Consider the following 24,697-nt stretch of genomic DNA (forward strand, 5'->3'; position numbering starts at 1 on the left):
GTCATCGACAGGCGCGCCAGCCGGCGGTGCGGTCGGCCTGATCGAGGTGCAGATGGTCGTGATGCGCGGCGTTATAGTCGGGGGACAGCGTCGTCGCGAACAGCCGGCAGGCGCCGTCGCGCACCTCGTGCAGGAAGGCCGCATCATCGCCGTCGCCGCGCCAGTCCCGCGCGACGGTGATGCGGCGGCCGTCGGCGAGGCGGAAGCCGGCGATATCGACCGCGTCGGCGGTGGCATGTTCGCTCCACGTCCCGGCGTCGCGGCCATAGATGCGCCGGCACGCATAGCTGCCGAAATGGTCGATCGCGACGACGCGGCTGCCGAAGCGGCGCTGCGCGGCGGGTTGCACCACCTGCCACTCCCATACGGACAGCGCCGCGGCGACCGGGCAGGCGATGCCGAGCCCCGCCGGGCGATAGTCGATCGCGCGCGCGCCCCCGTCAGCGAAGCGCACCCCGTCGCGATAGCCGCACCGCCCCTCCTCACGCGGCGGCAGCACCCGATACCGCACCCCCGCCTGGTCGAGCAGCGCGCGGCATAGCGGAAAGTCACGCGTCAGGGCGGTGAGCTTGCGCCCCGTCGACAGCCCGACCGGCGCGGCGAGATCGAGCGGCGTCCACGGCAGATCCTCCGACCGCCCGCGCAGCAGCCCCCACAGCAGCAGCGCCGCGGCGGCGAGCGCGACGAGGAGCGTAAGGCCGCCGATCAGCCGGCGCAGCGCCCGCATCAGCCGCGCTGCACCTGCGAGACGGGCTCTGCGGTGATCGGATAGCCGCAATCGTCCGGAATGCAGAGCCAGTCCTGACCGTCGCGCGTCTCGACGAAGGGCGTGATGGTGCGGACCGGGTGGCGCCGCGCCTGCGCGACCGCGGCATCATAATCGGCGAACAGGGCAAGCCGTTCGAGCGTCCGCCGCGTCGGATAGATCAGCGTCACCGCGCCCGCATCCGCCTCGCGCAACACCGCCGCCGCGCTGCTCCAGCACAGCCGCACCGTCTCGGTGGCATCGGCGCTCGCCGTCGCATCGGCGGGCGCGCGGGCCAGGAAGAACAGGGTGTCGAAGACGCGCACCGGTACGTGATCGGGCAACCAGCGCGCGAACGGCACCAGCGCCGCGAGATCGAGCGCGATGCCATAGTCGGAGAGGATCGCGCCGAACGGCTCGCCGCCATGCAGGCGGCGGCGGATCGTCTTGACCACGGCGGGCGAGGGGGGCGGATCGAGCCCGATCGCCAGCCCCGCCTCCTCGATCGTCTCGCGGATCGCCGCGATCCGCGCCGCGCCGTCCGCGCCCGCATCGATCGCCGCGGCCAGCGCCACGTCGCCCGGATCGATCCGCCCGCCGGGGAACACCAGCGCACCTCCGGCAAACGCCAGCGCACGCGCGCGTTCGACCATCAGCACGTCGGGCGGCGCAGCGTCGCGGTCGCGCAGCAGGATCAGTGTCGCGGCGGGGATCGGATCGGTCATCGCACGCAGAACGTCTCAGCGGCGGCGATGGGAGCACAAGGCGGAAGATGGGGGTGCGGTGGTGGAGCTGAGGGGAATCGAACCCCTGACCTCTGCAGTGCGATTGCAGCGCTCTCCCATCTGAGCTACAGCCCCGCACCCCGGCTCGGGACCAGCCCGAGAGCGACGCCATTAGCCGCACGATCCGGGCGATGCAACAGCCGCTTGCGTCTGCTGCCAAAAAATCCCCCGGGGCGTGTGGGCGCCCGCGTTTCCGATGCTGCGGCAGGCCGATGGCTGGTTGCGACGCAAAGCCGTTACGCGGCGCTAACAGTCGGAACGAAGGGCCATTTTAATCTTTAATTCGATCAGGAGCACGGTCGCGCAGCAACGACGCGGTCGGCACCCGCAGGAGCTTTTGTCGAAGGAGACGATCATGGTCTACGAACGCAATACCCGAGGCGACGCGCACGGCGACGATTACAACAGCGGCGGCAATCAGGGCTACGGCCGCGATTACACCTATTCGAGCGCACGCGACTATCAGGCCGCGGGGCGGTACGGCAATGACGGCCGGAACGATCGTCAGGACTATGGCGCACGCGACTATGGCAACCAGCGGTACGGCCAGCGCGACCAGTCCTATGGCGGCGGGCGCGGCTATGACGGTGATCGCGGCTATGAGGGCGGACGCGGCGGCTATGGCGCCTCGGGCAACGACTATGGTCGCAGCAACTACGGGCGCAGCAGCTACGGCCAGGACGACCGCTACGGCCAGGATCGCTCCGACAATCGCAACCGCTACGGCGCCGGTGCGGGCCAGTATCGCGGCAGCGAGCAGGAATATCACGGCAGCTATGGCAGCGGCAGCCGCCGGTTCGAGGATTTCGGGTCGCACCGTCACGACGACGACGACAATTACCGCGATCGCAACCGCAACGCCGGCGGCCGCGGCCAGCAGGGCTATGGCCGCCAGCCGCAGGGCTATGATTACGAAGACCGCGGCTTCCTCGCGCGTGCCGGGGACGAGGTCCGCTCGTGGTTCGGGGACGAGGACGCCGAGCGTCGCCGCGAGTTCGATTCGCGCCAGGATCAGCAAGCCAACCATGATCGCGACAACGATTATCATAGCTGGCGCCGTGGCCAGATCGACGCGCTCGACCGCGATTACCACGAGTATCGCCAGGAAAACCGTACCAAGTTCGAAAACGAGTTCAGCTCGTGGCGTTCGAACCGTCAGACGCAGCGTGACTCGCTCAACAAGGTCGAGGAGCATATGGACGTCGTCGGCTCGGACGGCGAGCATGTCGGCACCGTCGACAAGGTGCGCGGCGATCGCATCATCCTGACCAAGAACGACGTCGATGCCGGCGGCCGCCACCATTCGATCCCGTCGAACTGGCTGCAGAGCGTCGATGGCAAGGTGACGCTGAGCAAGACCGCTGCCGAGGCGAAGAAAGCGTGGCGCGACGAGGAGCGTAGCCAGGCGATGTTCGGCGAGGACCAGTCGCGTCGCGAGCCCTATGCGAATACGCGATCGTCCAACCCGACGTCGAACACGCAGTCGACCGCCACGGGCAGCACGAGCACCAGCACGAGCAGCACCGACGGCGACGGCAAGACGCTCAACAAGAGCTTCTCGGGCACCTACTGAGCCCGAGCGACCGTCACGCGAAGGCCCGGGCATGTCCCGGGCCTTTTGCGTTGCGGTGGACAGGGGATCGGCGCAACCCGATCCCCCTTCATCACCAGCAACGGAGATTGATACGATGGCACGTGCATGGAGCCTGACTTCCCGGCCCGAGGGCCTGCCGAGCGACGAGCATTTCGCCCTGATCGACCTGCCGCAGCGCGATCTTGCCGAGGGCGAGGTGCGCATCGCCAATCAATGGCTGTCGGTCGATCCCTATATGCGCGGCCGGATGAACGACGTGAAAAGCTACACGCCGCCGTTCGCGCTCGGCAAGCCGATGGAAGGCGGTGCGATCGGCACGGTCACCGAAAGCCGGTCGGAGCGGTTCAAGCCCGGCGATGCCGTCCAGCATTTCGCCGGCTGGCGCGACGAGGCGGTGCTGCCCGAGTCGCAGGTCCAGCCGCTGCCCGAGCTCGACGTCGATCCGCAGGCGTTTCTCGGCCAGCTCGGCATGCCGGGGATGACCGCCTATTTCGGGCTGCTCGAGGTCGCGCAGGCGAAGGAGGGCGATACCGTCTTCGTCTCCGCCGCGGCGGGTGCGGTCGGATCGACGGTGGTGCAGATCGCCAAGGCCAAGGGCTGTCACGTCATCGGCTCGGCCGGCGGCGCGGAGAAATGCGCCTGGGTCCAGTCGCTCGGCGCGGATGCGGTGATCGACTATAAGAGCGGCACGCCGGTGGTGAAGGCGCTTGGCGAAGTCGCGCGCAACGGCATCGACGTCTATTTCGACAATGTCGGCGGCGATCATCTCGATGCGGCGCTGGCGCACGCCAATCTCCGCGCGCGCTTCGCGATCTGCGGGATGATCGACGTCTACAACAGCAGCAAGCCGACCGAATTGCGCTACCTCGCCCGTTTGATCGGCAATCGCATCCGCATCCAAGGCTTCATCGTCAGCGACTTCACCGATCGTGCCGCCGATTTCTATCGCGACATGGGCGGCTGGCTCAAGGAAGACCGGCTCAAGCGTCACGAGACGGTGATCGACGGCCTCGACCATATGCCAGAGGCGTTCCTCGGCCTCTTCTCGGGCGGCAATACCGGCAAGATGCTGGTCAAGGTGTAACCCGCGACCAGGGCGGCCGCGCACGAACGTCGAGCCGGCAGAGCCCGCGCAGGCGATGGCGCTGCGCATAGCGGCGGACCCGCGCGTCGTAATCGGCGGCGCGCGGCTCCGCGAAATCCCAGTCGGGCGGGTTGAAGGTCGAGAAACCGTTGATCGTCGGCACCCGCCACAGTTCGGCGAGCAGCATCGCATCGACATTGTGCGGGTAGCGGGCGTGCAGCTCGCGGCTGATGTAGAGCGGCTCGGTCGGGCGGGTGGCGACGACGTAGAAGCTGGCGCAACCGGGGGGTGGGGGCGAGATATGCATCAGCGCGGCGCGCTGCTCGGCGCGGCTGAGCTGCGCCGGCGTCTCGGCGCTGAGATTCTCGGCGACGAGCAGCGCGGCGAGCCCTGTCGCGAGCCACGGTCGGCGGCGGAACAGCCGCCGCGCCCGCTGCCGCCAGACCGCGGCGGCGATCAGCAGCAAGGGCAGCGTCAGCCACAATTGGTAGCGCGAGATCGTCCGCAGGCCCTTGGCGCCGGGGACGAGGTGGAAGACCAGCAGCCACGGCGAGGCCTTCCAGAGTTGTATCGTCAACAGCCAGGCGACGAGCATCGCCAGGGCGAAGGCGCGCAGCGTCGCAGGCGCCGGACGGCAGCCGTCGATCCGCCGCGTCGCGACGATCCGCCATGCGGCGAGCAGCGCCAGCGCGCAGAACAGCAGCGGAAACCCCGCCTCATGTTCGCCGCCGAGCACACGGCCGGGGAGGGCCGGATCGTCGGGAAGCAGGCGGTGGACGAGCGCGAACAGGGGCAGGAACAGCCATCCCCAGACGATATTGCCCGGACCGACGTTGATCATGTCGATCACCGGCGTCACCAGATAGCCGAGCATATCGTCGACCGCCTCGCCGCCCGTCTCGCGCACCTTGGGCAGGTACAGGCGCAGGAAGGGCAGGATCGCGACCGCGAACGTCGCCACACCGGCGAGGATCGTCCCCGCATGCCGGCGGAGCAGGGCGATCCAGTCAGCGGGCCGCCACGTCCGCGTCACCACCGCCCAGCAGGCGAGATAAAGACAAGCGGAGAAGAGCGTGAACCACGCCATGTAATAAGAGGTGAGCAGCCATGCGGCGAGCAGCAGCGCGAGCCCCATGGCGGCGAACCGGGCGCGCGTCAGCCGACCGGCCTGCTCGGCGCGGAGGGTGGCGATCGCGAGCATCATCGCGACGGGCTGCAGGGCGACGCTCTGCAACTGGGCATGGACCGCTTGCAGCGTGATATTGCTCGCGACCGTCCAGAGCAGCGCCACCGCCAGCCCGGTGCGTTGCCCCCAGCCGAGACTGCGCGCGACGAGGGCGTACGCCGCAGCGAAGCCGATCGTCTTGAAGGTGAGGATGTTGAGCGTGTCGGCGTGGAACGGGTCGGCGATCAGCCGCCAGCCGCTGTAGACGAGTCCATACAGCAGATAGCCGTCGTTATAGCCGAGCGTCGCCTGATAGGGATGGAAGTAGAAGCTGGTGTCCCAGGCGGCGACACCGGCGAGAACGTTGCGCCAATGTTCGATGATCGCGATTTCGATGATCGCATCGCCGCGCTCGCCGAAGCCCAGATCGAAACCGCTGACCAGCGCAGACCGGCAGAAGAGCGCGATCGCCACGACATAGACAAGCAGGACGGCGGCCGACCGGACGACCATGCGGGGGCGGTCGGCGACAGGGGGCGACTGGAACATGCCGCAGGATCGTATACCGCGGCAGCCATTGTGTCCAATTCAGACATTATATAGCGAAGTCAAGACGTTCGCCGGGTTCCTTCCCCGTCCGGCGCGCGGACGGGGAAGGGGCAGGGCTCAGGCGCCGAAGGTGCGCTGCCACCAGCCGCGGCGCGGGGTCTCGCCACCGGCGTCGGTCGCGGCGTCGTCCGCTTCCGCAGGCTCTGCGGCGGCTTCGGGTTCGGCCGGGGCGGGCGCGGCCGTCTCGACCGCCGGTGCGGCCTCTTCGGTCGCCGCCTTGCGGGTGCGGCGACGCTTCGGCTTCTCCTCGGAAGCCACCTCGGCGACGGGGGCCGGCTCTGCCGCCTCGGCGACCGGCGCGTCGGCCTTCTTCTTGCGCGTGCGCTTCGGCTTGGCTTCGGCGAGCGGCTCGGCCGGCGCGGCGGGCGCCGCCTCGACCGGCTCGGCGACCGCCGTCGTCTCGACGCTCTCGGCGGCCGGAGCGGCGGCACGGGCACGCGGACGGCGGCGCGTCTTGGGCGCTTCGACCGGCGTCGCATCCTTGGCGGCGGCGGGCTCGGGCGCATCGAGGCCGGTGATCACCGGGCCGGCATCCGCCGCCTCGACGATCGGCTCGAGATCGGCCGGCGGCAGATCGGCTTCGGCGCCACCGTCGGCCTCCTCCGTCGCGACGACGTCACCGGCGGCGTCCTGACGACGGCCACCGCGGCGACCGCGGCGACCGCGGCGACGGCGACCCTCGCCCTCGGCACGCTCGCCCGAATCGACCGGTGCTTCGGCGTCGCCATCGGCTTCGGCATCGGCCTCGACCGGCTCGGCTTCGGCTTCGCCGTCGACCGACTCGGTGTCGAGCGCGGCTTCGTCCTGCGACGTCTCGCCATTCTCGTCCTTGCGTCCGCGACGCCCGCGCCGACGGCGGCGGCGACCCCGACGGCCTTCGCCGTCGTCATCGCTGCGCTCCTCGCGCTGTTCCGACCGGCGACCGCCCTCGCGACGCGGCTCCGCCTCGGCCTCGACGACCTCTTCCTCATCCTCCTCGTCCTCGATCTCCTCGGGGACGTCGTCATAGTCTTCCTCGACCAGCGCCTCGATCTTGGGCGCATAAGCGGGCGGCGGGCCGGATGCCTCGACCGACATGCGCGCGCCCTCCTCCTCGCGATCGGGGATGATCTCGACCTGGACGCCGTAGCGATCCTCGATCTCGGCGATATCGGCGCGCTTGCGGTTGAGCACGTAGATCGTCGCTTCCTGGCTGGCGCGCAGCGTCAGCAGCGAACCGCGACCGCGCGCCGCCTCTTCCTCGATCAGGCGCAGCGCCGACAGGCCCGCCGACGAGGCGGTGCGGACGAGCCCGGTGCCCTCGCAATGCGGGCAGGCGCGCGTCGACGCCTCGAGCACGCCAGTGCGCAGCCGCTGGCGGCTCATCTCCATCAGCCCGAAGGACGAGATGCGGCCGACCTGGATGCGGGCGCGATCGTCCTTGAGCGCCTCCTTCATCGCCTTCTCGACCTTCCGGACATTGGAATTGTTGTCCATGTCGATGAAGTCGATGACGACGAGCCCGGCCATGTCGCGCAGCCGCAGCTGGCGCGCGATCTCCTGCGCCGCCTCGAGGTTGGTCGCGGTCGCGGTCTGCTCGATATTATGCTCGCGCGTCGAGCGGCCGGAGTTGATGTCGATCGACACCAGCGCCTCGGTCGGGTTGATGACCAGATAGCCGCCCGATTTGAGCTGCACCACCGGATGGTACATCGCGGCGAGCTGATCCTCGACATGTGCGCGCTGGAACAGCGGCACCGCGTCGGCATATTGCCGGACGCGCCGCGCGTGGCTCGGCATCAGCAGCTTCATGAAGTCCTTGGCGTGGCGGAAGCCCTCCTCGCCCTCGACGATCACCTCGTCGATGTCCTTGTTGTAGATGTCGCGGATCGCGCGCTTGATCAGGTCGCTGTCGCCATAGATCAGCGCCGGCGCCGACGAGCCCAGGGTCGCGTCGCGGATGCCGTCCCACAGCCGCGCCAGGTAATCGAAGTCGCGCTTGATCTCGACCTTGGTGCGCTGCAGCCCGGCGGTGCGGACGATGCAGCCCATCGACGGCGGCAACTGCATGTCCGCCATGATCGATTTGAGGCGCTTGCGGTCCGACGCGTTGCTGATCTTGCGGCTGATGCCGCCGCCGTGCGACGTATTGGGCATCAGCACGCAATAGCGGCCGGCGAGGCTGAGATAGGTGGTCAGCGCCGCACCCTTGTTGCCGCGCTCTTCCTTGACGACCTGGACGAGCAGCACCTGACGGCGGCGGATCACGTCCTGGATCTTGTAGCGGCGGCGCAGGTTCATGCGGCGCTGGCGCAGCGCCTCGACCTCCTCGTCGTTCGCGGTGCGCGGCTTCTTCGACGTGCCGTCCGACGTGCCTTCGTCGGTGCCCGCCTCGTCATGATCGGCGTCGTCGTGATCGTCGTGATCGTCGTAATCGTCGCCCTCGTCGTGATCGTCGCCCTCGGCGTCGTCGTCGTCATGCTCGGCGCGCAGCGCAGCTTCCTCGGCGGCATGCTCCGCCTCCTCGCGCAGCAGCGCGTCGCGATCCTCCTTGGGGATCTGATAATAATCCGGGTGGATTTCGCTGAAGGCGAGGAAGCCGTGGCGGTTGCCGCCGTAATCGACGAACGCCGCCTGCAGCGACGGTTCGACGCGCGTCACCTTGGCGAGATAGATGTTACCCTTGAGCTGCTTGCGCTCGGCGCTCTCGAAGTCGAATTCCTCGATGCGGTTATTCTTGACGACGGCGACCCGGGTTTCCTCCCGGTGGCGTGCGTCGATCAGCATACGCGTGGTCATTGAACGGTCTCCGCGCGCGTGGCGCTCCTGCGGACGGTCCTGAAAGGAATAAGCCGGAGGGCGCGCTTGCGCGTTGATAGGTGGCGCCGGGCGGACCGGCGCGGGATGGTGAGAATGCGTCTGCTCGCCGCGCATGTCGGGGGGCACGGCCCTCCCACACATCCGACACGCCGCCGGCCGGAGCCGGGCGGTGTCGAACGTTGAGAAAATGCGTCATGCGAGCGTCAACCTGGTTAAAACCGCGCCAGGACGGCGCGGCGACCGATGCGTCGCTTGCACGAATGAAGCGCGACGCATGGGTGCAGTCGGTTGGTAGCATTGCGCTTCTCGTATCGCAACTGGCACGAATTGGCCGCACTCTGCGGCAAGATCATGCCGAATGGCGGCTTAACCTTGCCGGGCAACCCGGTGTTGGCAGGCGGCGGCGTACCGATCGGGTTCAGGCGACGGCCAGATACCGTCGGCCAAGGAATTCGTCATGGCTTTTCGCTGGACCAGCGCCCGCGCGACGCGGCAAGGTCGCCCGATGCTTGCGTTGCTCGCCCTTATCGTCGGCTGGTGCACCAGCGTGCCGGCGCAGGCGGCGGCGATCCGCAGCGTCGCGGTGAGCGGCGGGCGCGTCGTCATCGGTTTCGACGGTCCGGTCGGCGACGCCACCGCGGTCCTGCTCCACGACAGTCGCCAGATCGCGATCGATATCGCGCAGGCGATTCCCGGTGCGCAGGCGCTCGGCGGCGGGCTGGTGACGCGCGTGCGGCAATGGCGGGCGGGGCAGGGCACGCGGTTGCTGCTCGATCTCGGTCGTCCCGCGGTGATCGGCGACGGCGGCTTCGACGCGGCCGGACGGCTGACGGTGTCGCTCGAACCCGCCGATCCGGCGCGCGTCGCCGCGGCGGTGGCGGCAGGGCCGCTGCGCTTCTTCACCATGGACCTCGGCCAATGGCGCGCGCGGCCGCGCTACAAACTGTCGATCCCGGTGCCGCCGCCCGCCCGCCGCGCGCCGTTACCCGAGGTGACGGGCGACGCCAGCCGGCCGCTGGTGGTGATCGATGCCGGCCATGGCGGCGTCGATCCCGGCGCGATCAACCCCGTCACCGGCCTGCGCGAGAAGGACGTGACGCTGGCGATCGCCCGGACGATCCGCGACGCACTGCTCGCCAGCGGGCGGGTGCGGGTGGCGCTGACCCGCGACGACGACCGCTTCCTCGTGCTGCGCGAGCGCTACGGCGTCGCGCGGCGGCTGAAGGCCAGCCTGTTCATCTCGATCCATTGCGACAGCGTCGGCAGCGGCGATGCGAGCGGCGCGTCGGTCTATACCCTGTCGGAGGTCGCCTCCGACAAGGAAGCGGCGCGGCTGGCGATGCGGGAGAACAAGGCGGACGTGATCGCCGGCGTCAATCTCGGCGATGCCGGCGCCGACGTCTCGTCGATCCTGATCGACCTTGCGCAGCGCGAGACGATGAACAGCTCGGCGAGCTTCGCGCGGCTGCTCGGTCGGGAGGCCAAGCCGCTGATCCCGACCAAGCCGGTGTTCCACCGCATGGCCTCGCTGATGGTGCTGAAGGCGCCCGACCTGCCCTCGATCCTGTTCGAGACGGGCTATATCTCCAACCCGGTCGACGCCGCCTTCCTCGACAGCAAGGAAGGCCGCGAGCGGATCGCGGACAGCGTCACCAAGGCGGTCGAGGTGCATTTCGCGCGGCAACTGGCGGGGCGGTGATCGCCCCGCCGGCGGCGCCGATCAGATCGCGCCGCTGAACGTATCGCACTGCGCCGGGTCGCCGGTCTCGATGCCGCGTTGCAGCCAGTGCATGCGCTGCGCCGAGGTGCCGTGGGTGAAGCTGTCGGGGACGACGCGGCCGGTCGATTCCTTCTGCAACGTATCGTCGCCGATCGCCTGCGCCGCGGTCAGCCCTTCCTGGAGATCGCCCTGGTCCATCCGGCTGCGGTTCTGCGCCGCCCACACCCCGGCATAGCAATCCGCCTGAAGCTCGAGCCGGACCGAGGCGGCATTGCCCTCCGTCTCGCTGCCGCTGCGCTGAATGCGCTGCACCTGATCGGAGGTGCCGAGCAGGTTCTGGATATGGTGGCCGAATTCGTGTGCGATCACGTAATCCTGCGCGAAATCGCCCTTGGCGCCGAAGCGGTTGGCGAGTTCGTTGAAGAAGCTGGTGTCGAGATAGATGCGCTGATCCGTCGGGCAGTAGAACGGCCCCATCGCCGACTGCGCCGCGCCGCAGCCAGACTGGCCGTTCTGCGAGAAGAACCGCAAGCCGGGCGCTTCGAACCGCTTACCGCTCTGTGCAAACAGCGCCGTCCATGTCTTCTGTGCCGAGCTGAAGGCATCGCACGCTGCCTTTTTTGCCGGGTCGGACGTACAGACTTGTGTGGCCGAGCCGCCGTCCGCCGGAGCGGAGCGCGTCACCTGCGTGCCACTGCCGCCGCCGCCGAGCATCCCGCCCAAATTGCCGAGTCCGCCGAATACCGCCATCAGCAGCAGGACGACGACGATACCGCCGCAGCCGAATCGACTGCCGATCAAAGGCAGCAGGCCGAACAGCAGACCGCCGCCGCCGCCACCACCACCGAAACCGCCGCCGCGATTCCCCTGATCGCCGACGTCAATGTTGGGGTCAAAATCGTCGAGGCGCATGCGGAACTCCGTTTAGCTTGCGTTACGAATGCCCCAACCCGCCTCCCGGTTGCAACGGCCGCGCCGACGACGCACACGGCAGGCGACAGCAGGAGAGCAGCGCGATGATCCTCAAGGGCAAGACCGCCGTGATTACCGGTTCCACCTCGGGCATCGGCCTCGCTTATGCGCTGGCCTTCGCCGCGGAGGGCGCGGCGGTGGTGATCAACGGCTTCGGCGACGCGGAGGCGATCGAGACGATACGCGGCGAGCTGGCTGCGGCGAGCGGCGCGGCGGCGCTCTACGATGCCGCCGACATGACGAAACCCGAGCAGATCGCTTCTTTGGTCGAGCGGGCCGCCGACGAGACCGGCAGCGTCGATATCCTCGTCAACAACGCCGGCGTCCAGCACGTCGCGCCGATCGAGTCGTTTCCGCCCGAGAAGATGGAGGCGATCCTCGCGATCAACCTGACCAGCGCTTGGTATGCGATGCGCGCCGCGGTGCCGCTGATGAAGGCGAACGGCTGGGGGCGGATCATCTCGACCGCCTCGGCGCACAGCCTCGTCGCCAGCCCCAACAAATCGGCCTATGTCATGGCCAAGCACGGCCTCGTCGGGCTGACCAAGACGATCGCGCTGGAAACCGCGCAGCATGGCGTCACCGTCAATTGCATCTCGCCCGGCTATGTCTGGACGCCGCTGGTCGAGGCGCAGATCCCCGATACGATGACGGCGCGCGGCATGACCCGCGAGCAGGTGATGAACGACGTGCTGCTCGCCGCGCAGCCGACCAAGGCATTCGTCACCCCCGAACAGGTCGCCGCGCTGGCGCTGTTCCTGTGCCGCGACGAGGCGAAGGCGATCACCGGCGCCAATCTGTCGGTCGACGGCGGCTGGACCGCGGCATGAGGATCGCGCGGATCATCGCCGTCTCGCTCGCCGGGGCAATGCTCGCCACCGCCGCGGTGCGCGGTCAGGACACGAGCGACCGCGACTGGCGCAAGGTGGCGACGCGGCAGGATCGCGAACGGCTGCGCGGCTGGCGTGACGCCTGGGTGCAGGCGCTCGCCAAGGTCCGCGGCAGCGAGGCGGGGCGGGCGCGACTCGCTGCCGACCCGGCGCTGTTCGATCCCGACCGGGTGATCGAGGGCGCGGCGCTGCATCCCGGCCGCTACCGCTGCCGGACGCACCGGCTGGGCGGGATCGGCGCGGGCGGGCCGCCGCTGCTCACCGGCAGCTGGACCGCCTGCCGGGTGACCGAAGCGGGGATGGAGCGTCGCTTCGTCACCGACGGCGATCAGCGGGCGAGCGGCAATCTGTTCGACAGCACCGATTCGCGCACCATCTTCCTCGGCACGCTCGCGCTCGGCGACGAGGATCGGCCGATGCGCTACGGCCGCGACCGCCAGCGCGACATGGCGGGGCTGGTCGAACGGATCGACGCGGCGCGCTGGCGGCTGGTGCTGCCGTTCCCCGGCTTCCACTCGACGCTCGACGTGATCGAGGTCGTGCCCGACTGAACGCAACCTCTGCAAATCCGCCGCCGACATGCCGGCCGCGTTCCGGCACCCGCGGTTCCTCAGGAGCATCAGCCCCTGACCTCGCGGCTCGTCGGAGCGCGGAACGAGGCCGGGGCGGCGGCGAGACGTTCGCAGCGGTCTCGACCGCCCGGAGGTCCCGGCACCGCCGGCCCGGGCGTCAGTCGCTTTCGAGCATCAGCGGATGGTCGTCGACCGGCATGGGCACCGGCATCGGCACTTCGCTGCCCGCCTTGGCGAAGCGGCCCTCGACGCGCGCGCCCTGTTCGATCGTCAGCGATTCATAATGGACATCGCCGATGATATGCGCGCTGCGCTGGATGACGAGCGTGCTGATCGTGATCGTGCCGCGTACCGTACCGGCGAGATGCCCCGATTGCGCGCTGACCAGCCCGGTCAGCTCGCTCGACGGCCCCTGGACCAGCGAGGTGCAGGTGATGTCGCCCTGGACCTGGCCGTCGATATGCAGATCGGCGGTGGCGGAGAGATTGCCTTCGATGAAGACGTCGGCGCCGATCATCGAGAAGGTGGACGCTTTGTTCATGGGCTCAGTCGCTACCCTTGGCTGATGATGATGGACGGGAGTCGGGGCGGGTGATCGGCGGTGAAACATGGGTGCGCGCCTCCAGGAATGGGCGAGGGTTGACGGGGCGGTCGTTGATCCGCACCTCGAAATGCAGATGGGGTCCGGTCGATCGCCCGGTCGAGCCGATCGCGCCGATCGTCTGGCCAGCGGCGACCTGCTGGCCGACACGGCTGTGGAAACCGGACATATGGCCGTAGCGCGTGACCAGGCCATCGCCATGCGTCACCTCGACGCAATTGCCATAGCCGGACCGCTGGCCGACGAAGGTCACCACGCCGCGCGCGGCGGCATAGATCGGCGCACCGCGCGGGCCGCGGAAATCGAGCCCCGGATGGAACGAGCCGTGATGGGTGAAGGGATCGGAGCGGAAGCCGAAGCCGCTCGAGATCGAATTCATGCTCGCCGGCAGCACCTGCGGCACGCGGGCGAGGCCCTGTTCGATCGCGCTCATCCGCGACAGGCTGGCGCCGAGCCGTGCGAAGCGCGGATCGATCGAGCCGTCGGCGTCGGTCGACATCGGGAACAGCGGCCCGCCCATCGCGTCGCCGTCGTCGAGCGCGGCGAGCATCATCTGCGGGTTGAGGCCGAGCTTGCGCAGCATCGCGACGTCGGCGGCGCTGCGATGATCGGCATAGCGCGTCAGGCTCTCGACGAAGGCGAGCTGCCGCGCCTCCATCCGCGCGAGATTGGCGGCCTCCGGCACCGCGGCGCTGACCTTGCGGACGGTCTTGGCGGCTTCGGTGCTGCTGTTGGTGACGGTGTCGCCGTGTCTGGCGGCCTTGGGCAGCTCGCCGAGCCGCGTCTGCGTCACCTTCTCGATGAAGTCCTGCCGGCGTTGCAGGTCGGACGCGACGCCGTCGAGATTCTTGCGATAGGCGGCGACGCGATTCTCCGCCTTCTCGACGCGCGCCTGCCGGCTGAGCAATTTGTCGATATCGTAGGATTCATGCCAGCGGATCACGGTCAGCGCGGTCAGCGATCCGCCGTAGGCGAGCGTCAGCACCACGACGCCGAGCGCGGCACGCTTCTGCGTCCGCCCGGAGACGCGCAGGAAGCGGACCTGCCCCTGCGAGCGCATGATGAATTCGCGGTCGGGAAACCAGTTCGCGACGCGCGCGCGCACGTCGGTCAACCGTTGTCGAACGGTGACGCGAGCGACAGATTGGCCCGCGCGATGCGGTTTCGGCTTGTTCAAAGCGATCCCGCTTCCATGACCCCATGATCCCTGCCCCATCATAGAGGGGAGGGATCATGGACCGGCGACACGGGCGGGTCAGTCGCCGCGATCCGCGTTCAGCCGCTCCACAGCTGCGACGAATCGAATGGTGTCAGCGGGCTGGCAGCGGCTGCACCGTCGCCAGCGGGGGCGCGGCGGCAGCGGCCGCCGGCAACGCCGGCGCGGGCTGCGCCACCGGCAGCGCGGCGAGCGGCGGCAGCGAGGCGAGATAGGCCTTGCCATGCTGGTGGATGACGGTGACGTGTCCCGGATTGGCCGCCGCCACCGCCTGCAAATAGGAGCGCGGCTTTTTCATCAGCTTGGGATGATCGAGCCCGGTCAGCCCGGCGATGCGCGCGGCTTCCTTGACGAAGTGGACGCAGTTGCGGTCGTTGAGATTGTAGCGGCCGTCGCCGGTCTTCTCGTCCCACGCCGCGATCAGCCCGAGCACCTGCGTATATTGCGCGTCGCTCAGCACCACCGCGAACTGCGCGTCGCTGGTGCCGATATAGAAGGGCCTGGAGATATCGAGCCGCCCGGCGACGCTGCCCATCAGCAAGGCGGGCGACACCGATTTGGCAGTGAAGCCGTAATTGACGTCGACCGGTGCGCCGCCTGCGTCCGGCACGCCGCGCAGCGTGAAGAAGGCGTGCGGGAAACTGTTGCCGAGCTCATGGCTCCAGAAGGTGATCGTCACCGCCGCAAAGGCCGGCCCCGCGCCGAACAGCGTCCCGAGCAGCAAGGCGAGGCCGAGGAGCGGGCGAAGCAGGATACGCATGGCGGCGAAGATAGCGGCAAAGGCGCCGTGCGGGAACGGATATTGCGTTGAATGCGGGCCCGGTCAGGCCTTTTCCCACAACCCGCGTCCGCCCCCTACAGGCACGCCTCCAGGAACGCCTGATCGAAGCCAAACTGCTTCGCCTTGTCGAGCGTGTACGGGCGCAGGCCCATCGAGCGATATTCGCCGATGATCTTGCCGTCGGCGCTCTCGTCGAGATATTCGAACTTGAACAATTCCTGCGTGACGATCACCGGGCCTTCCATGCCGATCACCTCGGTGACGTTGGTGACGCGGCGCGACCCGTCGCGCAGGCGCTTGACCTGGATGATCAGCTCGACCGAATCGGCGATCTGGCGGCTGATCGCCTCCTTCGGCACCTTGATGTCCGACATCATCACCATGTTCTCCATACGCGCCAGCGCCTCGCGCGGGGAGTTGGCGTGGAGGGTGCACATCGAGCCGTCGTGACCGGTGTTCATCGCTGCGAGCATGTCGAAACATTCGGACCCGCGGATTTCGCCGAGGATGATGCGGTCGGGGCGCATACGCAGCGCGTTCTTGACGAGGTCGCGGATGCTCACCTCGCCCTGGCCCTCGAGATTGGCGGGCCGCGTTTCGAGCGGCAGCCAGTGCGGCTGCTGCAGGCGCAGTTCGGCGGCGTCCTCGATCGTCAGCACGCGCTCGCCGGGGTCGATCATCTTCGACAGGGCGTTGAGCATCGTCGTCTTGCCCGAGCCGGTGCCGCCAGAGATGACGACGTTGAAGCGGCTCGCGCCGGCGATCTTGAGCGCGGTCGCCATCTTCGGGCTCATCGAGCCGAACCCCGCCATCATGTCGAGCGTGATCGGCTTGGCGGAGAATTTGCGGATCGAGATGGCGGTGCCGCGCAAGCTCAGCGGCGGGACGATGACGTTGACGCGGCTGCCGTCCTTGAGGCGCGCGTCGGCGAGCGGCGTGGTCTGGTCGACGCGGCGGCCGACCGAATTGACGATGCGCTGCGCGATCTGGAACAGATGCTCCTCGTCGCGGAACTGGATCTGCGCGAGTTCGAGCTTGCCCTTGCGCTCGACATAGGTCTGGTCGGGGCCGTTGACCATGATGTCGGTGATCGCCGGATCGGCGAGCAGTTCCTCAAGCGGCCCGAGGCCGAGCAGCTCGTCGACCAGCACCTTCTCGAGCGCGAACTGTTCGCGGCGGTTGAGCGTCAGCTTGAGCTCGGCGAGCACCTCGCCGATGATCGGGCGGAATTCCTCGGCTAGCTCGTCCTTGCCGAGCGTCGCCGCCGCTTCCGGATCGACCCGTTCGAGCAGGCGGGGCAGCACCTGTTCCTTGATCTTGTGGATCGAGGCCTCGAAGCCCTCGTTACGGCTGCTGCCGGCGTCGCCGCTGGCGTTCTGCCGGTCGGTGAGGCGCTGGATCGCGTCGACGGTGCCGGCGGGCATCATCGCGCCCGCGTCATCGCTGCCGGGCAGCGGGATCGTCTCGATCGGCGGGAACTGGCTGCCGGCGGCGTCCTCCGCACGCGGCATCGCGCCGCCCTGCATCGGCCGCGCCACGCCAAACGCCGGCCGCACCGGCTGTCCGCTCATTCCGTTCCGACGTCCGAACGCGCTCATACACCTATCCTCGACCTTCGGCGTTCAGGCCTAGGCAGGAGAGTTTGAGATTTTCCTAACCAAACCAAAACGGTAGCGATGCAGCCTGGATGCCGTGCTTGACAGGGCGGCGCCGCTGCCGTTCGAAGGCGCGCGATGAGCCGCCTGCTTCTTCTTCTCGCTCCGATCTGGCTGCTGTTCGGCGCCGGTCCCGCCGCCGCCGACGATATCGGCGCGACCGCGCGCGGCGTCGTCCGTGTCGTCACCATTGCGGTGGTCGACGGGCAGGTGGTCGGCTTCGGCCACGGCAGCGGCGTCGCGATCGCGCCCAACCGCATCGTCACCAATGCGCACGTCATGGAGCTCGCCGAACGCTATCCCGACAATGTCGTGATCGGCGTCGTGCCGTCGGAGGGCGACAAAAGCTATCAGGGGCGCGTCGTCGCCTATGATGCCAAGCGCGACCTCGCGCTGATCGAGTTCGCCGGCGCGAAGCTGCCGCCCGCCGCGCTCTATACCGGGCCGGTCGGGGAGGGCGATGCGGTGATCGCGCTCGGCTATCCCGGCAACGTCGATCTCGCCACCGCGCAATCCGCCGCCGACTATATCCGGCCGACGTCGCCGGTGCGGTCGGAAGGCGTCTTCTCCGGGCGACGCAGCCTGACCGGCACCGAGGTGCTGCTCCACACCGCCAATATCGCGCGCGGCAATTCGGGCGGGCCGCTGCTCGATCGCTGCGGCCGGGTGATCGGCATCAATTCGGCGATCACCCGCGGCGAGGAGGGCGACGGCTCGTTCGGCTTCGCGATCGCCGATACCGAGCTGGCCGCCTTTCTGCGCGAGGCGAAACAGCCCTATGTCGCGGTCGGCACGCCCTGCACCTCGATCGAGGAACGGCTGCGCGACGACAGCGAGGCGGATGTCCGCGCCCGCGCCGACGCGCTGACCCGCCAGCGCGACGCCGCCACCCATGCCGAGATCGATCGCGAGGAGGCGCTCGCCCGTGCCCGGCAGGCGGCGCAGACGCGGCGCGAGAATGTGATGGGCGTTGCCGGGCTGCTGCTCGTGCTCGGCGCGATGGGCGTCGGCGCCGCGGCCTTGTGCGCGATCCAGCGGCGGCGGCGCGCGGCGCTATGGGCGGGCGGCATCGGCGGGCTGACGATGATCGTCGCGATCGTCGTCTTCCTGCTGCGCCCGGCCGCCGAGCCGACGCATCCGCCGGTGTCGGTGGTGGTCAGCCAGTCGGTGCCCAATGCCCCGCTCGGCAAGTTGGTCTGCACCTTCCAGCCCGATCGCAGCCGCGTCACCGTTTCGCCGACCAGCGACGTCGCGTTGCGCTGGGGGCGCAGCGGCTGTGCCGGCGGCGTGCAATATCTGCCGACCGCCGACCGGTGGGAGCGGGTGGTGGTGCCCGATCAGGAGCAGACCGTCTCGGTCGTCACCTTCGATCCGGTCACCCGCCGCTATACCGACACGCGCTACATGCTCGGCGCGCAGGCGATGGCGCAGGTTCGCAAGCAGCAGGCGCAGGCGGATCAGGGCAAGGCGTCGCAATGTACCGTCGATCCCGCCGCGATCGAACGGATCGCGCAGCAGCAGGCGGCGATCCGCGCGCTGCTGCCGCCGCTGCCCAATGAGAAGCTCGTCTATAATTGCCATGCGGGCTGACACGGGTTTACCCTCGTGCCGCAGGGGGAGATGAGGATGCGGTTCGGCAAAATTTGGGTGTCGCTGCTCGCGCTCGCCGTCGCACAGCCAGTGGCGGCGGAATGGTATGAGGCGACGTCGAAGCATTTCATCGTCTATGCGCAAGGCAGCGCCGATCTCGTCCAGAAGCGCGCCGAGCGGCTCGAATGGTTCGACGGCCTCGTGCGGATGTTCAACGCCATCCCGGCGAACGAGGGGGACGGATCGAACAAGCTCACCGTCTATGTCGTCGCCGACGACAGCGCCGTCCGCCGGCTGTTCGGCAAGGGCGGCGACCATATCGCCGGCTTCTACCAGGGGCGGGCGAGCGGATCGGTCGCCTTCACCCCGGCGCGCGACGAGCGGCCCGACGACATCAATGCGCTCCACCCGCAGGTCGTGCTGTTCCACGAATACGGGCATCATCTGCTGCTAGGCAATTACGAGACCGCGCTGCCGGCGTGGTTCGGGGAGGGCTATCCGGAATTCCTCTCCACCGCGAGGTTCGACAAGGACGCCATCTGGCTCGGCACGCCGGCGCAGCATCGCGCCTATGATCTGCTGATGGCCGCGCCGCTCAGTGCGGAGCAGCTCTTCTCGCTCAACATGTCGCAGAAGCTGCGCGATACGCAGACGGCGGCGCTTTATGCCCGCGGCTGGCTGCTCACCCATTATCTCGTGATGGACCCGACGCGGAAGGCCCAGCTCGACGCCTATCTGCGCGCGCTCAACGCCGGCACGCCGGGCGCGGAGGCGGCGCGCGCCGCCTTCGGTGATCTGCGCACGCTCGACAAATCGCTGTCCGCCTATCTGCACAAATCGACGATGGCGGCATACCGGATCCCGATCGAGCGGCTGCCCAAGCCGGTGGTCAGCGTCCGCGCGCTGTCACCGGGCGAGCGCGAGATGATTACGCTGCGGATGCGCTCGGACCGCGGCGTCAACCGCGAGACCGCGCAACCGATCCTGGCGGAGGCGACGCCGATCGCCGAACGCTATCCGAAGGATGCGGTGGTGCAGGGCTGGTTCGCGGAAATGGCGCTCGACGCCGGGCGGCTCGACCTCGCCGATGCCGCCGCCGATCGGGCGCTGGCGATCGACCCGAAATCGTCGCAGGCGCTGGTCTACAAGGCGCAGGTGCATCTGCGGCGCGCGTCGGCCGCGCACGCGACGGACCCGGCAGTGTGGCGCGAGGCGCGGAACTGGCTGCTCCGCGCCAACAAGATCGACACCAACGACGCCTATGCGCTGCAGCTCTTCTACCAGAGCTTCCGCATGGCGGGGACGCCTCCGACCGACAATGCCAAGGCGGCGCTGCGCCGCGCGCATGAGCTGGTGCCGCAGGACGAGGGCCTGGCGCTGACCTATGCGGTGCAGATGCTGCTCGACGACAAGCGCGACGCGGCGCGGCTGGCACTGCGCCCGCTCGCTTATTCGGCGCACAGCCAGACCGACAATCCCGCCGCCCGCCTGCTCGCCGCGCTCGACGCCGGCAAGACCGGGCCGCAGGCGCTCGCCGCGCTGGGGGCGCCGCTTACGATCGAGGATTGAGCCGGCTCAGTCGCCGCTCTCCCGCGCCAGCAACGCACGCTTGCGCGCGACGCCCCAGGCATAGCCGCCAAGCCCGCCGTCGCTGCGGGTGATCCGGTGGCACGGCACCACCACGGCGAGCGGGTTGCTGCCGCACGCGGTGCCCGCCGCCCGCGTCGCGCCGGGGCGGCCGGCGGCGGCGGCGAGTTCGGCATAGCTGCGCGTCTCGCCCGAGGGAATCGCGCGCAGCGCCTGCCACACCGCCTCCTGAAAGGCGGTGCCGCGCACGTCGAGCGGCAGCGTCGTATCCTGGCTGCGCCCCTCGACCAGCGCCACCACCGCGGCGGCGAGCGTGGCGAGCGACGCATCGCCCGGCGTCACCTCGGCCTGCGGGAAGCGCGCGGCCAGCGCCGCTTCATCCTCGTCGAAGGCGACGCGGCACAGCCCCCGGTCGGTCGCCGCGACGAGCAGCGGCCCGAGCGTCGTCGCCGCGATCGTCCAGCGGATCGTCACCCCGGCGCCGCCCCGCGCCCAGGCGGACGGCGTCATGCCGAGCCGCTGCGCGCCCTCGGCATAGAAGCGGCTCGCCGCACCATAGCCGGCGTCGTAGATCGCTGCGGTGACGCTCCGCTCGCGCTGCAACGCGCTGCCCGCGCGTTCGGCGCGCAGCGCGCGCGCATAGGCGGCGGGGCTGACCCCGGTGGCGCGGGTGAACAGCCGCTGGAAATGATGCGGCGCATAGCCGACCCGCGCCGCCAGCTCGGCGAGCGGAAGCGGCGACGCGGCGGCGGTGATCGCCTCGATCGCGGCGGCGACCGCGCGGCTGTCGCGCGCGACCGCGTCGGGCGTACAGCGCAGGCAGGCGCGGAACCCCGCCGCGCGCGCCGCCGCGCCGTCGGGCAGGAAGCACACATTCTCGCGCCGCGGGTGCCGGGCCGGGCAGCTCGGCCGGCAATAGATGCCGGTGGAGCGCACCGCCGCGACGAACTGGCCGTCGTGGCGCCGGTCGCGCGCGGCGAAGGCGGCCCAGGCCGCATCCTGATCGATCGTCGTCATATGAGGTGTCTAGCCGATCGCGCCGCGGCGCTCATCCCGCGGCTTGCGGTCAAAGCCCGCTGCCGACCACCGGCGGCAGGCGGCGCAGCGCCGCGACATCCTCCGCCCCCGCCGCCAGCGATGCGACCCGCGCCAGGCCGCGGCTGATCTCGCCGCCGGCGCGCGGCAGCAGCACCCGCGCCCGCAGATAGCGATCCGCCGCCTCGCCATAGCGCCCCGCCGCCTCGGCGCAGAGCGCAAGGTCGTACATCGTCGGACCGTGATCGGGCGCGTCCTGGTCGATCGCGGCGAAGGCGGCGCAGGCGGCGGCGGAATCGTGCTTGGTCAGCCGCACCGCCGCCTTGAACCGGGCCGCCAGCGGCGGCGGCAGGCCGTCGCGCGTCTCGTCGAGGCGGATCGTATAGTCGGCGGGTTTCGGCGCGAGGTCGTCGCGCGTCTCGGCGGCGACCGATTCGATCATCGCCGCGACGCTGGCCGCGACATTGCCGGGAACGCCGCCATCCTCGCACCAGTCGTGGCGATCGTCGCGCGTCCTGACCGGCGCATAGCGGCCGCGGCCGTCGAGCGTGAGGTCGGCGCGCAGCGTCACCGTCCGCCGGATGCAGCCAACGCTGTAGCGCTGCCGCCGCACGCATTTGCCGTCCTTGGTCTCGGCACAGCGCTCGCGCGGCTCGCGATAGGCGTCGTCGACCACGCCGACGCTGGTCCGGCCGGTGAGCACCGCATCGGGGCGCAGCGACGCCGCGATCACCCGGACATGGGGCAGGGGCTCCCGGTCGAGCGCGCGCAACCGCCGCTCGATCGCATCGCCGAGCGCCGCCCCGTCCGCCCCGCCGAACGGGCCGACCGCGATCGTCGACAGCCGGCTGGCATCGCGCGCGCCCGCCGCGAACACGCCGGTGACGTGCAGCGTCTCCGCGGCGGCCGGCGCCGCGGCCAGCATCGCCAGTCCGATCAGCCCTGCCGAAAAACGCTGCACAGCCATGGGAGCTCCTCTAACACGGCCAATCTGAACCCAGGCTGCCGGCATCGGTAGTGCCGAAGCGTCAGCACTTTGCACCCCCTGTACTTGCGCTTGCCGCCCCCTCATGCTAGCCGCCCGCCACCCATAGCAGGCGTGCATCGCGCGCCCTCTTCCCCATGGGCCAACATTTCGGCACGAGGACTTCAGCTCCGTGGAGACATCCGGCGGTATTCAGGCAAGCTTAGGTGGGCGCTATGCGATCGCGTTGTTCGATCTCGCGCGCGACGCCCGCACGATCGATACCGTCGAAGCCAGCCTCGCTGCGGTCCGCGACGCGCTCGCGCAGAACGCCGACTTCCGCGCGCTGACCACCAGCCCGCTGGTCGCACGCGGCGCGGCGGTAAAGGCGGTGCTCGCCACCGCCGATCTGCTCGGCGTCGACGGCACCACCAAGAATTTCCTCGGCGTGCTCGCCGAGAACCGCCGTCTCGGCCAGCTGCCCGCGATCATCCGCGCCTTCCGCCAGCTCGCCGCGCGGCATCGCGGCGAGGTCGCCGCGGAAGTGGTCAGCGCGCATCCGCTCGACGGCGCGCAGGTCGATGCGCTCAAGCAGCAGCTGCGCCAGCGCGTCGGCCGCGACGTTTCCGTCGACCTGTCGGTCGACCCCGAACTGCTCGGCGGCCTCGTCGTCCGCATCGGTTCACAGATGATCGATTCGTCGATCCGCACCCGTCTCAATTCTCTCGCGCAGGCGATGAAGGGCTAACTCACGATGGATATCCGCGCCGCAGAAATCTCGAAGGTCATCAAGGACCAGATCAGCAACTTCGGCACCGAGGCCCAGGTCACCGAGACCGGCCAGGTGCTGTCGGTCGGCGACGGCATCGCGCGCATCTACGGCCTCGACAACGTCCAGGCGGGCGAGATGGTCGAATTCGCCAATGGCGTGCAGGGCATGGCGCTCAACCTCGAAGCCGATAACGTCGGCGTCGTGATCTTCGGCTCGGACGCGGAAATCCGCGAGGGCGACATCGTCAAGCGCACCGGCACGATCGTCGACGTGCCGGTCGGCAAGGGCCTGCTCGGCCGCGTCGTCGATGGCCTCGGCAATCCGATCGACGGCAAGGGCCCGATCGTCGCCGACAAGCGCAGCCGCGTCGAGGTCAAGGCACCCGGCATCATCCCGCGCCAGTCGGTGAGCGAGCCGATGCAGTCGGGCCTCAAGGCGATCGACGCGCTCGTCCCCGTCGGCCGCGGCCAGCGCGAGCTGATCATCGGCGATCGCCAGACCGGCAAGTCGGCGGTCGCGATCGATACCTTCATCAACCAGAAGACGGTCAACGCCGGCTCGGACGAATCGAAGAAGCTGTATTGCGTCTATGTCGCGGTCGGCCAGAAGCGCTCGACCGTTGCGCAGCTCGTCAAGACGCTCGAAGAGAATGGCGCGATGGAATATTCCATCGTCGTCGCCGCGACCGCGTCGGAGCCGGCGCCGCTGCAGTTCCTCGCGCCCTATACCGGCACCGCGATGGGCGAGTTCTTCCGTGACAACGGCATGCACGCGCTGATCGTGTTCGACGATCTGTCGAAGCAGGCGGTCGCCTATCGCCAGATGTCGCTGCTGCTGCGCCGTCCGCCGGGCCGCGAGGCCTATCCGGGCGACGTCTTCTATCTGCACAGCCGCCTGCTCGAGCGCGCCGCCAAGATGTCGGACGCGAACGGCGGCGGTTCGCTGACCGCGCTGCCGATCATCGAGACGCAGGCGGGCGACGTGTCGGCCTATATCCCGACCAACGTGATCTCGATCACCGACGGCCAGATCTTCCTCGAAACCGATCTGTTCTTCGCCGGCATCCGCCCGGCGATCAACGTCGGCCTGTCGGTCAGCCGCGTCGGCTCGGCCGCGCAGACCAAGGCGATGAAGAAGGTGTCGGGCAGCATCAAGCTCGAATTGGCGCAATATCGCGAGATGGCGGCGTTCGCGCAGTTCGGCTCGGACCTCGATGCCTCGACGCAGCGCCTGCTCAACCGCGGCGCGCGGCTGACCGAACTGCTCAAGCAGGCGCAGTTCAACCCGATGCCGTTCGAGGAGCAGACCGCGTCGATCTTCGCCGGCACCAACGGCTATCTCGACAAGGTCGCGGTGCAGGACGTGACGCGCTACGAGGCGGCGATGCTCGCCGACCTGCGCGCCAACCACGCCGGCGTCCTCACCAAGATCCGCGAGACGCGCGATCTCGGCGACGAGGCCAAGTCGGGGCTCAAAGCCGCGCTCGACCAGTTCGCGAAGACCTTCGCGTAACCGCTCAATGTGCTCCCGCGAAGGCGGGAGCCCAGTACTGGGTCCCCGC

At 69.2% G+C, this 24,697-nt stretch carries 20 protein-coding genes and 1 tRNA gene; 9 read left to right on the top strand and 12 right to left on the bottom strand.

Annotated elements, in window-relative coordinates; translation table 11 throughout:
• Position 1: 1 nt before the first annotated feature.
• From V8201_RS02435 to V8201_RS02445, 3 genes are all read right to left on the bottom strand, one after another.
• On the bottom strand, positions 2 to 727 hold the full coding sequence (locus tag V8201_RS02435) for an extensin-like domain-containing protein (protein WP_336544383.1): 726 nt from the start codon (positions 725 to 727) through the stop codon (positions 2 to 4).
• Positions 727 to 1,470: an NUDIX hydrolase gene (locus V8201_RS02440; protein ID WP_336544384.1), complete on the bottom strand. Its 744-nt coding sequence runs from the start codon at positions 1,468 to 1,470 to the stop codon at positions 727 to 729. Before V8201_RS02440 ends, V8201_RS02435 begins: the two co-directional genes overlap by 1 nt.
• Positions 1,471 to 1,529: 59 nt before the next feature.
• Positions 1,530 to 1,605 (bottom strand) — tRNA-Ala (locus V8201_RS02445).
• Between the two features lie 280 nt (positions 1,606 to 1,885).
• Between V8201_RS02445 and V8201_RS02450 the strand changes: the two genes are divergently transcribed.
• Positions 1,886 to 3,103, top strand: a complete 1,218-nt coding sequence (locus V8201_RS02450; RefSeq protein WP_336544385.1) for a DUF2171 domain-containing protein — start codon at positions 1,886 to 1,888, stop codon at positions 3,101 to 3,103.
• 115 nt (positions 3,104 to 3,218) lie between these two features.
• Positions 3,219 to 4,208, top strand: a complete 990-nt coding sequence (locus V8201_RS02455) for an NADP-dependent oxidoreductase (RefSeq protein WP_336544386.1) — start codon at positions 3,219 to 3,221, stop codon at positions 4,206 to 4,208.
• On the opposite strand, the gene V8201_RS02460 is transcribed toward V8201_RS02455, so the two are convergent.
• Together V8201_RS02460 and V8201_RS02465 are read right to left on the bottom strand one after the other, a co-directional pair.
• Positions 4,198 to 5,922 carry a hypothetical protein gene (locus tag V8201_RS02460; RefSeq protein WP_336544387.1) on the bottom strand — a complete coding sequence of 575 codons (1,725 nt, stop codon included), beginning with the start codon at positions 5,920 to 5,922 and terminating at the stop codon, positions 4,198 to 4,200. The two genes, V8201_RS02455 and V8201_RS02460, sit on opposite strands and share 11 nt — an antisense overlap.
• A gap of 117 nt (positions 5,923 to 6,039) precedes the next feature.
• A complete protein-coding gene (locus V8201_RS02465; RefSeq protein ID WP_336544528.1) occupies positions 6,040 to 8,748 on the bottom strand; it encodes an Rne/Rng family ribonuclease in 2,709 nt (902 codons plus the stop codon).
• A 490-nt stretch (positions 8,749 to 9,238) separates the two neighbouring features.
• Here V8201_RS02465 and V8201_RS02470 point away from each other — a divergent pair, with 490 nt between their 5' ends.
• Positions 9,239 to 10,480: an N-acetylmuramoyl-L-alanine amidase gene (locus V8201_RS02470; protein ID WP_037532190.1), complete on the top strand. Its 1,242-nt coding sequence runs from the start codon at positions 9,239 to 9,241 to the stop codon at positions 10,478 to 10,480.
• 21 nt (positions 10,481 to 10,501) lie between these two features.
• Here V8201_RS02470 and ypfJ read toward each other — a convergent pair whose 3' ends face one another.
• On the bottom strand, positions 10,502 to 11,413 hold the full coding sequence (ypfJ, locus tag V8201_RS02475; protein WP_037532191.1) for a KPN_02809 family neutral zinc metallopeptidase: 912 nt from the start codon (positions 11,411 to 11,413) through the stop codon (positions 10,502 to 10,504).
• Between the two features lie 104 nt (positions 11,414 to 11,517).
• Here ypfJ and V8201_RS02480 point away from each other — a divergent pair, with 104 nt between their 5' ends.
• Both V8201_RS02480 and V8201_RS02485 read left to right on the top strand, forming a co-directional pair.
• The gene (locus V8201_RS02480; protein ID WP_336544388.1) at positions 11,518 to 12,303 is read left to right on the top strand and encodes a 3-hydroxybutyrate dehydrogenase; all 786 of its coding nucleotides are present in this window, start codon (positions 11,518 to 11,520) and stop codon (positions 12,301 to 12,303) included.
• A complete protein-coding gene (locus V8201_RS02485) occupies positions 12,300 to 12,914 on the top strand; it encodes a DUF4893 domain-containing protein (RefSeq protein WP_037532197.1) in 615 nt (204 codons plus the stop codon). Before V8201_RS02480 ends, V8201_RS02485 begins: the two co-directional genes overlap by 4 nt.
• Positions 12,915 to 13,092: 178 nt before the next feature.
• On the opposite strand, the gene V8201_RS02490 is transcribed toward V8201_RS02485, so the two are convergent.
• The 4 genes from V8201_RS02490 to V8201_RS02505 form a co-directional block, all read right to left on the bottom strand.
• On the bottom strand, positions 13,093 to 13,476 hold the full coding sequence (locus V8201_RS02490) for a bactofilin family protein (protein ID WP_037532199.1): 384 nt from the start codon (positions 13,474 to 13,476) through the stop codon (positions 13,093 to 13,095).
• A gap of 4 nt (positions 13,477 to 13,480) precedes the next feature.
• Positions 13,481 to 14,596, bottom strand: coding sequence for a peptidoglycan DD-metalloendopeptidase family protein (locus tag V8201_RS02495; protein ID WP_373276454.1), 1,116 nt, complete (start codon positions 14,594 to 14,596; stop codon positions 13,481 to 13,483).
• A 250-nt stretch (positions 14,597 to 14,846) separates the two neighbouring features.
• Positions 14,847 to 15,512, bottom strand: coding sequence for a hypothetical protein (locus V8201_RS02500; protein ID WP_336544389.1), 666 nt, complete (start codon positions 15,510 to 15,512; stop codon positions 14,847 to 14,849).
• A 95-nt stretch (positions 15,513 to 15,607) separates the two neighbouring features.
• Entirely contained in the window at positions 15,608 to 17,131 is a 1,524-nt protein-coding gene (locus tag V8201_RS02505) for a TadA family conjugal transfer-associated ATPase (RefSeq protein ID WP_200870351.1), read from the bottom strand.
• Between the two features lie 135 nt (positions 17,132 to 17,266).
• Between V8201_RS02505 and V8201_RS02510 the strand changes: the two genes are divergently transcribed.
• Together V8201_RS02510 and V8201_RS02515 are read left to right on the top strand one after the other, a co-directional pair.
• Positions 17,267 to 18,778 carry a S1C family serine protease gene (locus V8201_RS02510; protein WP_336544390.1) on the top strand — a complete coding sequence of 504 codons (1,512 nt, stop codon included), beginning with the start codon at positions 17,267 to 17,269 and terminating at the stop codon, positions 18,776 to 18,778.
• A 36-nt stretch (positions 18,779 to 18,814) separates the two neighbouring features.
• The gene (locus V8201_RS02515) at positions 18,815 to 20,347 is read left to right on the top strand and encodes a hypothetical protein (protein ID WP_336544391.1); all 1,533 of its coding nucleotides are present in this window, start codon (positions 18,815 to 18,817) and stop codon (positions 20,345 to 20,347) included.
• Between the two features lie 6 nt (positions 20,348 to 20,353).
• Here the strand turns inward: V8201_RS02515 and ada are convergent, their stop codons facing one another.
• Together ada and V8201_RS02525 are read right to left on the bottom strand one after the other, a co-directional pair.
• A complete protein-coding gene (ada, locus tag V8201_RS02520; RefSeq protein ID WP_336544392.1) occupies positions 20,354 to 21,382 on the bottom strand; it encodes a bifunctional DNA-binding transcriptional regulator/O6-methylguanine-DNA methyltransferase Ada in 1,029 nt (342 codons plus the stop codon).
• A 49-nt stretch (positions 21,383 to 21,431) separates the two neighbouring features.
• The gene (locus tag V8201_RS02525) at positions 21,432 to 22,367 is read right to left on the bottom strand and encodes a hypothetical protein (RefSeq protein WP_336544393.1); all 936 of its coding nucleotides are present in this window, start codon (positions 22,365 to 22,367) and stop codon (positions 21,432 to 21,434) included.
• Between the two features lie 190 nt (positions 22,368 to 22,557).
• On the opposite strand from V8201_RS02525, the gene V8201_RS02530 reads away from it, so the two are divergent.
• Both V8201_RS02530 and atpA read left to right on the top strand, forming a co-directional pair.
• On the top strand, positions 22,558 to 23,112 hold the full coding sequence (locus V8201_RS02530) for a F0F1 ATP synthase subunit delta (protein WP_037532210.1): 555 nt from the start codon (positions 22,558 to 22,560) through the stop codon (positions 23,110 to 23,112).
• A 6-nt stretch (positions 23,113 to 23,118) separates the two neighbouring features.
• The gene (gene atpA, locus V8201_RS02535; RefSeq protein WP_037532212.1) at positions 23,119 to 24,648 is read left to right on the top strand and encodes a F0F1 ATP synthase subunit alpha; all 1,530 of its coding nucleotides are present in this window, start codon (positions 23,119 to 23,121) and stop codon (positions 24,646 to 24,648) included.
• The last annotated feature ends 49 nt before the right edge of the window (positions 24,649 to 24,697 follow it).

The sequence above is a fragment of the Sphingomonas kyungheensis genome (genome assembly GCF_037120395.1).
Taxonomy (GTDB): domain Bacteria; phylum Pseudomonadota; class Alphaproteobacteria; order Sphingomonadales; family Sphingomonadaceae; genus Sphingomonas; species Sphingomonas kyungheensis.